This is a genomic window from Streptomyces spirodelae, assembly GCF_017676385.1.
In the GTDB taxonomy this organism is placed as follows: Bacteria; Actinomycetota; Actinomycetes; order Streptomycetales; family Streptomycetaceae; genus Streptomyces; species Streptomyces spirodelae.
This window is the reverse complement of the sequence record NZ_JAFFZN010000022.1, coordinates 32,711-46,389: the sequence shown is the minus strand read 5'-3', so window position 1 is coordinate 46,389 and position 13,679 is coordinate 32,711. Positions and strand designations below refer to the sequence as shown.

The following is a 13,679-nucleotide window of genomic DNA, read 5'->3' as shown; positions in this document are numbered from 1 at the left end:
TGGGGGCCTTGACGAACGGCACACAGCGCGCAATTCTCGGGACGCGTCGTCACATCGATCCGGACTCCGAGGCATGGATCGGCGACGAAGCGGGAATGGTTGCGGCAGACACGACGGGCCGCAGCACACACGTCCTCCCCGGCGTATCGAGGCCGCTGGGGACGGGGGCGGAAACGAGAAGAACAATCGCAGGAGGTGGAGACCGGGGCGTGAGCCGGTTTCCCGTAATCCTTTCTGGACATCAGTGGGCCTTGTGGCTACACTGACCCTTTGCGCTGCCTATTAGCTGCCCCCTGCCCGTCACCAGGGGCACCGGTATGCGTGTAGAGAGTCCGAGCCCTCGGAAGGACCCCCTCTTGGCCGCCTCGCGCACTGCCTCGACTGCCAATTCGAACAACGGCGCCAGCACTGCCCCGCTGCGTATCTCTTTTGCGAAGATCAAGGAGCCCCTTGAGGTTCCGAACCTTCTCGCGCTCCAGACCGAGAGCTTTGACTGGCTGCTCGGCAACGACGCCTGGAAGGCTCGCGTCGAGGCCGCGCTGGACAGTGGACAGGACGTCCCCACCAAGTCCGGTCTGGAGGAGATCTTCGAGGAGATCTCCCCGATCGAGGACTTCTCCGGGTCGATGTCGCTGACCTTCCGCGATCACCGCTTCGAGCCCCCCAAGAACTCGATCGACGAGTGCAAGGAGCGCGACTTCACGTACGCGGCTCCGCTCTTCGTCACGGCCGAGTTCACCAACAACGAGACCGGTGAGATCAAGTCCCAGACGGTCTTCATGGGCGACTTCCCGCTCATGACCGACAAGGGCACCTTCGTGATCAACGGCACCGAGCGTGTCGTCGTCACGCAGCTCGTCCGCTCGCCGGGTGTCTACTTCGACAGCTCCATCGACAAGACGTCCGACAAGGACATCTACTCCGCCAAGATCATCCCCTCCCGGGGTGCCTGGCTGGAGATGGAGATCGACAAGCGCGACATGGTCGGTGTCCGTATCGACCGCAAGCGCAAGCAGTCCGTGACCGTGCTGCTCAAGGCCCTCGGCTGGACGAACGACCAGATCCTCGAGGAGTTCGGCCAGTACGAGTCGATGCGCGCCACCCTGGAGAAGGACCACACCCAGGGCCAGGACGACGCGCTGCTGGACATCTACCGCAAGCTGCGTCCGGGCGAGCCGCCGACGCGTGAGGCCGCGCAGACGCTGCTGGAGAACCTCTACTTCAACCCGAAGCGCTACGACCTCGCCAAGGTCGGCCGGTACAAGATCAACAAGAAGCTCGGCGGCAACGAGCCGCTGGACTCCGGCGTGCTGACCAACGCCGACATCATCGCCACGATCAAGTACCTGGTGAAGCTGCACGCGGGTGAGACCGAGTCGACCTCCGCCGAGGGCGACACGATCGTCATCGAGACCGACGACATCGACCACTTCGGCAACCGCCGTCTGCGCAACGTCGGCGAGCTGATCCAGAACCAGGTGCGCACCGGTCTTGCGCGTATGGAGCGTGTCGTCCGCGAGCGGATGACCACGCAGGACGTCGAGGCGATCACGCCGCAGACGCTGATCAACATCCGGCCGGTCGTCGCCTCCATCAAGGAGTTCTTCGGCACCAGCCAGCTGTCCCAGTTCATGGACCAGACGAACCCGATCTCGGGTCTCACCCACAAGCGCCGCCTCAACGCGCTGGGCCCGGGTGGTCTGAGCCGTGAGCGGGCCGGCTTCGAGGTCCGTGACGTGCACCCCTCGCACTACGGCCGGATGTGCCCGATCGAGACGCCGGAAGGACCGAACATCGGTCTGATCGGTTCGCTGGCCTCCTACGGCCGGGTGAACCCCTTCGGCTTCGTCGAGACGCCCTACCGCAAGGTCGTCGACGGCACCGTCACCGACGAGGTGCACTACCTCACGGCCGACGAGGAAGACCGCTTCGTGATCGCCCAGGCGAACGCGCCCCTCACCGAGGAGATGCGGTTCGCCGAGGACCGGGTGCTGGTCCGCCGCCGTGGCGGCGAGGTCGACCTGATCCCGGGCGACGACGTGGACTACATGGACGTCTCGCCGCGCCAGATGGTGTCGGTGGCCACGGCCATGATTCCGTTCCTGGAGCACGACGACGCCAACCGCGCGCTGATGGGGTCGAACATGATGCGGCAGGCAGTGCCGCTCATCAAGGCCGAGGCGCCGCTGGTCGGCACCGGTATGGAGTACCGCTGCGCGGTCGACGCCGGTGACGTCATCAAGGCCGAGAAGGACGGTGTCGTCCAGGAGGTCTCCGCCGACTACATCACGGTGGCCAACGACGACGGCACGTACACCACCTACCGCGTCGCCAAGTTCACCCGCTCCAACCAGGGCACCTCCTTCAACCAGAAGGTGCTCGTGGACGAGGGAGCGCGCGTCATCGAGGGCCAGGTGCTGGCCGACGGCCCGTCCACCGACGAAGGTGAGATGGCGCTCGGCAAGAACCTGCTCGTGGCCTTCATGCCGTGGGAGGGCTACAACTACGAGGACGCGATCATCCTGTCCCAGCGCTTGGTGCAGGACGACGTCCTCTCCTCGATCCACATCGAGGAGCACGAGGTCGACGCCCGTGACACCAAGCTCGGCCCCGAGGAGATCACCCGGGACATCCCGAACGTCTCCGAGGAGGTCCTGGCCGACCTCGACGAGCGCGGCATCATCCGCATCGGCGCCGAGGTCGAGGCGGGCGACATCCTGGTCGGCAAGGTCACCCCGAAGGGTGAGACCGAGCTGACCCCCGAGGAGCGGCTGCTGCGCGCGATCTTCGGTGAGAAGGCGCGTGAGGTCCGTGACACCTCGCTGAAGGTGCCGCACGGCGAGACCGGCAAGGTCATCGGCGTCCGCGTCTTCGACCGCGAGGAGGGCGACGAGCTGCCTCCGGGCGTCAACCAGCTGGTGCGCGTCTACGTCGCGCAGAAGCGCAAGATCACCGACGGTGACAAGCTCGCCGGTCGGCACGGCAACAAGGGCGTCATCTCGAAGATCCTGCCGGTCGAGGACATGCCGTTCCTGGAGGACGGCACCCCGGTCGACGTGATCCTCAACCCGCTGGGTGTCCCCTCCCGGATGAACCCCGGCCAGGTCCTGGAGATCCACCTGGGCTGGCTGGCCTCCCAGGGCTGGAAGGTCGAGGGCTCCGAGGAGTGGATGCAGCGCCTCCAGGCGATCGGCGCGGACGACGTGGCGCCGAAGACCAACGTGGCCACGCCGGTCTTCGACGGTGCCCGTGAGGACGAGATCGCCGGTCTGTTCGAGGCCACGCTGCCCAACCGGGACGGCGACCGCATGGTCCAGCCCTCCGGCAAGGCGAAGCTGTTCGACGGCCGTTCCGGCGAGCCGTTCCCGGACCCGATCTCGGTCGGGTACATGTACATCCTCAAGCTGCACCACCTGGTCGACGACAAGCTGCACGCCCGTTCGACCGGCCCGTACAGCATGATCACCCAGCAGCCGCTGGGTGGTAAGGCCCAGTTCGGTGGCCAGCGCTTCGGCGAGATGGAGGTGTGGGCCCTGGAGGCGTACGGCGCCGCGTACGCACTGCAGGAGCTGCTCACCATCAAGTCCGACGACGTCACCGGCCGCGTGAAGGTCTACGAGGCCATCGTCAAGGGCGAGAACATCCCCGAGCCGGGCATCCCCGAGTCCTTCAAGGTGCTGATCAAGGAGATGCAGTCGCTCTGTCTCAACGTCGAGGTGCTGTCCTCGGACGGTATGTCGATCGAGATGCGCGACACCGACGAGGACGTCTTCCGCGCTGCGGAGGAGCTCGGAATCGACCTGTCCCGGCGCGAGCCGAGCAGCGTCGAAGAGGTCTGACGGAGTCGGCCGGGGCGAGCGTCCCGCGTCCGCCCCGGCCAGCCCCGCGACCCGTTCAGACCATTGACATACGACCCTGAGAGGGATTGACGAGAGTGCTCGACGTCAACTTCTTCGACGAACTGCGAATCGGCCTTGCCACCGCTGACGACATCCGTCAGTGGTCGCACGGCGAGGTCAAGAAGCCGGAGACCATCAACTACCGCACCCTCAAGCCCGAGAAGGACGGACTCTTCTGCGAGAAGATCTTCGGTCCGACCCGGGACTGGGAGTGCTACTGCGGCAAGTACAAGCGCGTCCGCTTCAAGGGCATCATCTGTGAGCGCTGCGGCGTCGAGGTGACCCGCGCCAAGGTGCGCCGTGAGCGGATGGGCCACATCGAGCTCGCCGCTCCCGTGACCCACATCTGGTACTTCAAGGGTGTCCCCTCCCGCCTGGGCTACCTGCTCGACCTGGCGCCCAAGGACCTGGAGAAGGTCATCTACTTCGCGGCGTACATGATCACGTACGTCGACGAGGAGCGCCGCACCCGCGACCTGCCCTCCCTGGAGGCGCACGTCGGTGTGGAGCGCCAGCAGATCGAGCAGCGCCGCGACGCCGACCTGGAAGCCCGCGCCAAGAAGCAGGAGAGCGACCTGGCCGAGCTGGAGGCCGAGGGCGCCAAGGCGGATGTGCGCCGCAAGGTGCGCGAGGGCGCCGAGCGCGAGATGAAGCAGATCCGTGACCGCGCCCAGCGTGAGCTGGACCGGCTGGACGAGGTCTGGAGCCGCTTCAAGAACCTCAAGGTGCAGGACCTGGAGGGCGACGAGCTGCTCTACCGCGAGCTGCGCGACCGCTTCGGGACCTACTTCGACGGCTCCATGGGCGCCGCTGCCCTGCAGAAGCGCCTGGAGACCTTCGACCTGGAGGAGGAGGCGGAGAGGCTCCGCGAGGTCATCCGCACCGGCAAGGGCCAGAAGAAGACCCGTGCGCTGAAGCGGCTCAAGGTCGTCTCGGCGTTCCTGCAGACCAGCAACAGCCCCAAGGGCATGGTGCTGGACTGCGTGCCGGTGATCCCGCCGGACCTGCGTCCGATGGTGCAGCTGGACGGTGGCCGCTTCGCGACCTCCGACCTGAACGACCTGTACCGCCGCGTCATCAACCGCAACAACCGTCTCAAGAGGCTCCTGGACCTCGGTGCCCCGGAGATCATCGTCAACAACGAGAAGCGCATGCTTCAGGAGGCTGTTGACGCCCTCTTCGACAACGGCCGTCGCGGCCGTCCGGTGACCGGCCCCGGCAACCGCCCGCTGAAGTCCCTCAGCGACATGCTCAAGGGCAAGCAGGGCCGCTTCCGGCAGAACCTGCTGGGTAAGCGCGTCGACTACTCGGCCCGTTCCGTGATCGTCGTCGGCCCGCAGCTCAAGCTGCACCAGTGCGGTCTGCCCAAGGCGATGGCGCTGGAGCTGTTCAAGCCGTTCGTGATGAAGCGGCTGGTCGACCTCAACCACGCGCAGAACATCAAGAGCGCCAAGCGGATGGTCGAGCGCGGCCGCACGGTCGTCTACGACGTGCTGGAAGAGGTCATCGCGGAGCACCCGGTTCTGCTGAACCGTGCGCCCACGCTGCACCGCCTCGGCATCCAGGCATTCGAGCCGCAGCTGGTCGAGGGCAAGGCCATTCAGATCCACCCGCTCGTGTGCACCGCGTTCAACGCGGACTTCGACGGTGACCAGATGGCCGTGCACCTGCCGCTGTCCGCTGAGGCGCAGGCCGAGGCCCGCATCCTGATGCTGTCCTCGAACAACATCCTCAAGCCGGCCGACGGCCGGCCGGTGACGATGCCGACGCAGGACATGGTCCTGGGTCTGTTCTTCCTCACCACGGATGAGGAGCAGCGCGTCACCAAGGGCGACGGCCGCTCGTTCAACTCCACAGCGGAAGCGATCATGGCGTTCGACGCCGGGGAGCTGTCGCTCCAGGCGAAGATCGACATCCGTTTCCCGGTCGGCACCACCCCGCCGCTGGGCTGGACCCCGCCGGCGCCGGAGGAGGGGCAGCCGGAGTGGCAGCCGGGCGACCCGTTCCGGCTGCGGACCTCCCTGGGCCGTGCGCTCTTCAACGAGCTGCTGCCCGAGGAGTACCCGTTCGTCGACTACACGGTGGGCAAGAAGCAGCTCTCCCAGATCGTCAACGACCTGGCCGAGCGCTACCCCAAGGTCGTCGTCGCCGCGGCGCTCGACAACCTGAAGTCGGCCGGTTACTACTGGGCCACCCGTTCGGGTGTGACCATCGCGATCACGGACGTCGTCGTTCCGGATGCCAAGCCGGAGATCATCGCCGGTTACGAGGCGCAGGACGAGAAGGTCCAGAAGCAGTACGAGCGCGGTCTGATCACCAAGGACGAGCGCACGCAGGAGCTCATCGCCATTTGGACCAAGGCGACCAACGAGGTCTCCGAGGCGATGAACGAGAACTTCCCGAAGACGAACCCGATCTTCATGATGGTGGACTCGGGCGCCCGAGGGAACATGATGCAGATGCGTCAGATCGCCGGTATGCGCGGTCTGGTGTCGAACGCGAAGAACGAGACCATCCCGCGGCCCATCAAGGCGTCGTTCCGCGAGGGTCTCTCCGTGCTGGAGTACTTCATCTCCACGCACGGTGCCCGTAAGGGTCTCGCCGACACAGCGCTGCGTACCGCGGACTCGGGTTACCTCACCCGTCGTCTGGTCGACGTCTCGCAGGACGTGATCATCCGCGAGGAGGACTGCGGCACCGACCGCGGCCTCAAGCTGTCGATCGCCTCCAAGGGCGAGGACGGCGTGCTGCGCAAGGCGGAGGACGTCGAGACCAGCGTGTACGCGCGCTGCCTCGCCGAGGACATCGTCGTCGACGGCATGGTGCTGGCCCCGGCCGGTACCGACCTGGGCGACGTGCTCATCGACGAGCTGGTCCGGCACGGTGTGGAGACGGTCAAGACGCGGTCGATCCTCACCTGTGAGTCGCACGTGGGCACTTGCGCCATGTGCTACGGCCGCTCGCTGGCCACCGGCAAGCTGGTCGACATCGGCGAGGCCGTCGGCATCATCGCCGCGCAGTCGATCGGTGAGCCCGGCACCCAGCTGACGATGCGTACCTTCCACACCGGTGGTGTGGCCGGTGACGACATCACCCAGGGTCTGCCGCGTGTGGTCGAGCTGTTCGAGGCCCGTACGCCCAAGGGCGTCGCGCCGATCTCCGAGTCGGCGGGCCGGGTCCGGATCGAGGAGACGGAGAAGACCAAGAAGGTCGTCGTCACCCCCGACGACGGCTCGGACGAGACCTCCTACAGCGTCTCCAAGCGCGCCCGGCTGCTGGTGGGCGAGGGCGACCACGTCGCCGTCGGCCAGAGGCTGACCGTCGGTACGGAGAACCCGCACGACGTGCTCCGTATCCTCGGCCAGCGCGCGGTCCAGGTGCACCTGGTGGGCGAGGTCCAGAAGGTCTACAACTCGCAGGGTGTGTCGATCCACGACAAGCACATCGAGATCATCATCCGGCAGATGCTGCGCCGTGTGACGATCATCGAGTCCGGCGACGCCGAGCTGCTGCCGGGCGAGCTGGTGGAGCGCACCAAGTTCGAGTCGGAGAACCGGCGCGTGGTGCAGGAGGGCGGCCACCCGGCCTCGGGCCGTCCGCAGCTGATGGGCATCACCAAGGCATCGCTGGCCACCGAGTCCTGGCTGTCGGCGGCGTCCTTCCAGGAGACGACCAGGGTCCTGACCGACGCGGCGATCAACGCCAAGTCGGACTCCCTGATCGGCCTCAAGGAGAACGTCATCATCGGTAAGCTCATCCCGGCCGGTACGGGCCTGTCCCGCTACCGCAACATCCGGGTCGAGCCCACCGAGGAGGCGAAGGCCGCGATGTACTCGGCTGTCGGCTACGACGACATCGACTACTCGCCCTTCGGCACCGGTTCAGGGCAGGCGGTCCCCCTGGAGGACTACGACTACGGGCCGTACAACGCCTGAGTCCCGCACCTGAGCCACGGGGCGGTCACCCAGTACGGGTGACCGCCCCGCGGTCGTATTCGCAGGGGGGCGAACCGGTCACAGACGGCCCGCGTCATGGATGATGGAGGGTGACGGCAAGTGAGCTGGGAGGTGGGGGCCGGTGGCGTACGGACCGTGGAACACCGGGGGTGTCCCGGGGCAGGGGCAGGGCGGCTTTCCGAGCCCGGGCCCGGGTCCGGGTCCGAGCCCGGTTCCGGGCCTGGGGCCGGGGCAGATCCAGGGACAGGGCCAGGTGCAGAGCCAGGGCCAGCTGCAGCCACAGATCGCGGGGATGCGCGCCTCGCACACGGACCGCGAGCGGGCGATCGATGTGCTCAAAGCGGGCTTCAGCGAGGGCCGGCTGGGTCAGGAGGAGTACGAGCAGCGGCTGGCGCGGGCCTCGCAGGCGCAGACGTACGCGGAGCTGAACATGCTCATCGCGGATCTGCCGCAGGGGCCGGTGCCGATGCCGGCGCCGCAGCCGGCGTATCCGGTGGTGCCCCGCACGTTCCTGCCCGCGCCTCCGCCGCGTACCAACGGGTCGGCGGTCGGTGCGCTGGTGTGCGGGGTGCTGACGCCGATGTACGGGCTCACGGCGATTCCGGCGGTGATTCTCGGCCATAAGGCGAGGGCGGAGATCCGGCGGACGGGGGAGCAGGGGGACGGGCTGGCGATGGCCGGTCTGGTGCTGGGATGGCTCGCGATCGGCGGAATCCTCGCCCTGATTCTGATCCTGGTCGCCGCGGCCTGATACGGCCTGATACGGCCTGCTGCCGGGTGCCGCTGGGAAGGGGCTGCCCCTTGCGGTGCGCTGCAGGCTGCGGGTGCTTCCTTCTCGCAGGTCGGGGGCGCTATCGTGGCCGGTCCATTTGTTTTGACCCCAGCCGATGAGGTAGGTACCCTCAATCCCTGTGCCTGGGGTGTCCCCTGCGCTGTTGTCCCCCGCGGATGCGGTATCCGCAGCCGCGGTGACGGTGCGCGCAGCTTGAGACGCCGGGATCTGCATGCTTCTCACCATGGAGAAGTCTTCCGCCCTGTGCGGAGATCTGCAGTCTTCGACACACCCGACCTCGTGGGTCGGGCGTGGCCCAGGTTAGCTTTACCGAGACTGGCACACAGAAACCGGAGAAACGGTGCCTACGATCCAGCAGCTGGTCCGCAAGGGCCGGCAGGACAAGGTCGAGAAGAACAAGACGCCCGCACTCGAGGGTTCGCCCCAGCGCCGCGGCGTCTGCACGCGCGTGTTCACGACCACCCCGAAGAAGCCGAACTCGGCCCTGCGCAAGGTCGCCCGTGTGCGCCTGACCAGCGGGATCGAGGTGACCGCCTACATTCCGGGTGAGGGTCACAACCTGCAGGAGCACTCCATCGTGCTCGTGCGCGGTGGCCGTGTGAAGGACCTGCCGGGTGTTCGCTACAAGATCATCCGCGGCTCCCTCGACACGCAGGGCGTCAAGAACCGCAAGCAGGCTCGCAGCCGCTACGGCGCCAAGAAGGAGAAGTAAGAATGCCTCGTAAGGGCCCCGCCCCGAAGCGCCCGGTCATCATCGACCCGGTCTACGGCTCTCCTCTGGTGACCTCCCTCATCAACAAGGTGCTGCTGAACGGCAAGCGCTCCACCGCCGAGCGCATCGTCTACGGCGCCATGGAGGGGCTGCGCGAGAAGACCGGCAACGACCCGGTCATCACCCTCAAGCGTGCGCTGGAGAACGTCAAGCCCACCCTTGAGGTCCGCTCCCGCCGTGTCGGTGGCGCCACCTACCAGGTTCCGGTCGAGGTCCGCCCCGGCCGTTCCTCCACTCTCGCGCTGCGCTGGATCGTGGGGTACTCCCGCGCCCGCCGCGAGAAGACCATGACCGAGCGTCTGATGAACGAGCTGCTCGATGCCTCCAACGGGCTCGGCGCCGCCGTGAAGAAGCGCGAGGACACGCACAAGATGGCCGAGTCCAACAAGGCCTTCGCGCACTACCGCTGGTAGTCGCTACCCCCATCGAGACCGAGAGAAGACTGAAGCCTTATGGCTACCACTTCACTTGACCTTGCCAAGGTCCGCAACATCGGGATCATGGCGCACATCGACGCGGGCAAGACGACGACCACCGAGCGGATCCTCTTCTACACCGGTCGCAGCTACAAGATCGGTGAGGTCCACGACGGCGCTGCCACGATGGACTGGATGGAGCAGGAGCAGGAGCGCGGCATCACGATCACGTCCGCCGCGACGACCACTCACTGGCCGCTCAACGGCGTCGACTACACCATCAACATCATCGACACCCCGGGCCACGTCGACTTCACCGTCGAGGTGGAGCGTGCGCTGCGCGTCCTGGACGGTGCCGTGACGGTGTTCGACGGTGTCGCCGGTGTGGAGCCGCAGTCCGAGACGGTGTGGCGGCAGGCCGACCGCTACGGCGTTCCGCGCATCTGCTTCGTCAACAAGCTCGACCGCACGGGCGCCGAGTTCCACCGCTGCGTCGACATGATCAGCGACCGCCTGGGCGCGATCCCGCTGGTCATGCAGCTGCCGATCGGCACCGAGGCGGACTTCAAGGGTGTCGTCGACCTGGTGTCGATGAAGGCCCTCGTCTGGTCGCCCGAGGCCAAGATGGGCGAGATGTACGACACCGTCGACATCCCGGACACCCACGCCGAGGCGGCCGAGGAGTGGCGCGGCAAGCTGCTCGAGGGCGTCGCGGAGAACGACGAAGAGATGATGGAGCTGTACCTGGAGGGCCAGGAGCCCACCGAGGAGCAGCTCATCGCGGCGATCCGCCGGGTCACCCTTGCCTCCACCGGTGGCGAGGGCGCCGTGACGGTGACGCCGGTCTTCTGCGGCACCGCGTTCAAGAACAAGGGTGTGCAGCCGCTGCTCGACGCGATCGCGCGGTACCTGCCCTCCCCGCTGGACGTGGAGGCCATCGAGGGCCAGTCCCCGAAGGACGCCGAGGAGATCATCAAGCGTCGTCCCTCCGAGGAGGAGCCGATGTCGGCGCTGGCGTTCAAGATCGCCAGCGACCCGCACCTCGGCAAGCTGACCTTCCTGCGCGTCTACTCCGGCCGCCTGCACACCGGCACCCAGGTGCTGAACTCGGTGAAGGGCCGCAAGGAGCGCATCGGCAAGATCTACCGGATGCACGCGAACAAGCGTGAGGAGATCGAGTCGGTGGGTGCCGGCGACATCGTCGCTGTCATGGGTCTCAAGCAGACCACCACCGGTGAGACCCTCTGCGACGCGAGCAACCCGGTGATCCTGGAGTCGATGGACTTCCCGGCCCCGGTCATCGAGGTCGCCATCGAGCCGAAGTCGAAGGGCGACCAGGAGAAGCTGGGCGTCGCGATCCAGCGGCTGGCCGAGGAGGACCCGTCCTTCCAGGTCAAGACCAACGAGGACACCGGCCAGACGATCATCGCGGGCATGGGCGAGCTGCACCTGGACGTGCTGGTCGACCGTATGAAGCGCGAGTTCAAGGTCGAGGCCAACGTCGGTAAGCCGCAGGTGGCCTACCGCGAGTCGCTCCGCAAGAAGGTCGAGAAGGTCGACTACACCCACAAGAAGCAGACCGGTGGTTCCGGTCAGTTCGCGAAGGTGCAGATCGACGTCGAGCCGCTCGAGGGCGACGGCTACGAGTTCGTCAACCAGGTCACCGGTGGCCGCATCCCGCGGGAGTACATCCCGTCCGTGGACGCGGGCTGCCAGGAGGCCATGGAGTTCGGCGTGCTGGCGGGCTACCCGCTGACCGGCGTCCGCGTGACGCTGCTCGACGGTGCCTACCACGACGTCGACTCCTCCGAGATGGCGTTCAAGATCGCCGGTTCCATGGCGTTCAAGGAGGCCGCTCGGCGGGCGAGCCCGGCCCTGCTGGAGCCGCTGATGAAGGTCGAGGTGACGACGCCCGAGGACTACATGGGCGACGTGATCGGCGACATCAACTCGCGGCGCGGCCAGGTCCAGTCGATGGAGGAGCGCGGCAACGCGAAGCTCGTCACCGGCCTGGTACCGCTGTCGGAGATGTTCGGCTACGTCGGGGACCTGCGCAGCAAGACCTCCGGTCGTGCGACGTACTCCATGCAGTTCGACTCCTACGGCGAGGTTCCCAAGAACGTCGCCGAGGAGATCATCGCGAAGGCCAAGGGCGAGTAGTTCATCCACTCGCTCAGGGGCGAGTATGGGACCCGTGCTCACCCCTTAGGCTGGAGCAAAAGGCATTCGGGGCACTCCGGCACAGATCGCTCGGTCATCCGTACGCTCTGTGCCGGGGGCGCCCCGTCCGCCGGCCCACCCAAGCGAACAGGTCAAGGGCGTCCCCCTCGGGGTCCTGACCGGTTCGGTACGACCACCTGAACCCCTCCGCAAAATGTGGAGGGTGTACAGCACCAGTCCACAGGAGGACCCCAGTGGCGAAGGCGAAGTTCGAGCGGACTAAGCCGCACGTCAACATCGGCACCATCGGTCACATCGACCACGGCAAGACCACTCTTACCGCGGCGATCACCAAGGTGCTGCACGACGCGTACCCGGACCTGAACGAGGCTTCGGCGTTCGAGAACATCGACAAGGCTCCCGAGGAGCGCCAGCGCGGTATCACCATCTCCATCGCGCACGTCGAGTACCAGACGGAGAACCGTCACTACGCCCACGTTGACTGCCCGGGTCACGCGGACTACATCAAGAACATGATCACCGGTGCCGCTCAGATGGACGGCGCCATCCTCGTGGTCGCCGCCACCGACGGTCCGATGCCGCAGACCAAGGAGCACGTGCTCCTGGCCCGCCAGGTCGGCGTTCCGTACATCGTCGTCGCCCTGAACAAGGCCGACATGGTGGACGACGAGGAGATCATGGAGCTCGTCGAGCTCGAGGTCCGTGAGCTGCTCTCCGAGTACGAGTTCCCGGGCGACGAGGTTCCGGTCGTCAAGGTCTCCGCGCTCAAGGCCCTCGAGGGCGACGAGAAGTGGGGCCAGTCGGTCGTCGAGCTGATGAAGGCTGTCGACGAGGCCATCCCGGCCCCGGAGCGCGACACCGACAAGCCGTTCCTGATGCCGATCGAGGACGTCTTCACGATCACCGGTCGCGGTACGGTCGTCACCGGCCGTATCGAGCGCGGTACCCTCAAGGTCAACGAGTCCGTCGACATCATCGGCATCAAGGACACCAAGACCTCGACCACCGTCACCGGTATCGAGATGTTCCGCAAGCTCCTCGACGAGGGCCAGGCCGGTGAGAACGTCGGTCTGCTGCTCCGTGGTATCAAGCGCGAGGACGTCGAGCGCGGCCAGGTCATCATCAAGCCGGGCTCGGTCACCCCGCACACGGAGTTCGAGGCGCAGGCGTACATCCTGTCGAAGGACGAGGGTGGCCGCCACACCCCGTTCTTCAACAACTACCGCCCGCAGTTCTACTTCCGCACCACCGACGTGACCGGCGTGGTGACCCTCCCCGAGGGCACCGAGATGGTCATGCCGGGCGACAACACCGAGATGAGCGTCCAGCTCATCCAGCCCGTCGCCATGGAAGAGGGCCTCAAGTTCGCCATCCGTGAGGGTGGCCGGACCGTGGGCGCCGGCCAGGTCACCAAGATCGTCAAGTGACCTGACGCGACCCGCGCGCGATCGCTCGCGCGTCGGCCTCGGCTGACAAGAGGGCCCGTACGGCAGCTGCCGTACGGGCCCTCTTTCGTGTGCCGTCCCGGGCTTGTCACCCGGTGTCGTTCCGCCGTGCCGGGCCGCGAGCCGGGCCACCTCGCTCGACTTCGAAGGCCCTCCAATGGCCTAGGTGCAGTGGTGGCGTGCGGGCGGCACGGCTCATGGTCGACAGGACGACCGT

The 13,679-nt window shown here is 66.7% G+C and carries 7 protein-coding genes; all 7 read left to right on the top strand.

The annotated features are described in order from the left end of the window. The first annotated feature begins 356 nt into the window (after positions 1-356). A complete protein-coding gene (rpoB, locus tag JW592_RS22395; protein ID WP_209266993.1) occupies positions 357-3,839 on the top strand; it encodes a DNA-directed RNA polymerase subunit beta in 3,483 nt (1,160 codons plus the stop codon). A 95-nt stretch (positions 3,840-3,934) separates the two neighbouring features. Continuing rightward, the gene (locus tag JW592_RS22390; RefSeq protein WP_209266992.1) at positions 3,935-7,834 is read left to right on the top strand and encodes a DNA-directed RNA polymerase subunit beta'; all 3,900 of its coding nucleotides are present in this window, start codon (positions 3,935-3,937) and stop codon (positions 7,832-7,834) included. Positions 7,835-8,147: 313 nt separating this feature from the next. Continuing rightward, positions 8,148-8,606: a DUF1707 and DUF4190 domain-containing protein gene (locus tag JW592_RS22385; protein WP_209267068.1), complete on the top strand. Its 459-nt coding sequence runs from the start codon at positions 8,148-8,150 to the stop codon at positions 8,604-8,606. 382 nt (positions 8,607-8,988) lie between these two features. Next, entirely contained in the window at positions 8,989-9,360 is a 372-nt protein-coding gene (gene rpsL / locus JW592_RS22380; protein ID WP_003948652.1) for a 30S ribosomal protein S12, read from the top strand. A gap of 2 nt (positions 9,361-9,362) precedes the next feature. Next, positions 9,363-9,833 (top strand): 30S ribosomal protein S7, encoded by a 471-nt coding sequence (gene rpsG / locus JW592_RS22375; protein ID WP_019354980.1) that lies wholly within the window; start codon positions 9,363-9,365, stop codon positions 9,831-9,833. A 39-nt stretch (positions 9,834-9,872) separates the two neighbouring features. After that, positions 9,873-11,996, top strand: coding sequence for an elongation factor G (gene fusA, locus JW592_RS22370; protein ID WP_209266991.1), 2,124 nt, complete (start codon positions 9,873-9,875; stop codon positions 11,994-11,996). 254 nt (positions 11,997-12,250) lie between these two features. After that, positions 12,251-13,444, top strand: coding sequence for an elongation factor Tu (gene tuf, locus JW592_RS22365; protein ID WP_209266990.1), 1,194 nt, complete (start codon positions 12,251-12,253; stop codon positions 13,442-13,444). The last annotated feature ends 235 nt before the right edge of the window (positions 13,445-13,679 follow it).

What these genes read in the sequence shown, in the direction of transcription:
- JW592_RS22385 (WP_209267068.1), top strand. Translation starts at nt 8,148, where the DNA reads ATGCGCGCCTCGCACACGGACCGCGAGCGGGCGATCGATGTGCTCAAA.
- rpsG (WP_019354980.1), top strand. Translation starts at nt 9,363, where the DNA reads ATGCCTCGTAAGGGCCCCGCCCCGAAGCGCCCGGTCATCATCGACCCG.
- fusA (WP_209266991.1), top strand. Translation starts at nt 9,873, where the DNA reads ATGGCTACCACTTCACTTGACCTTGCCAAGGTCCGCAACATCGGGATC.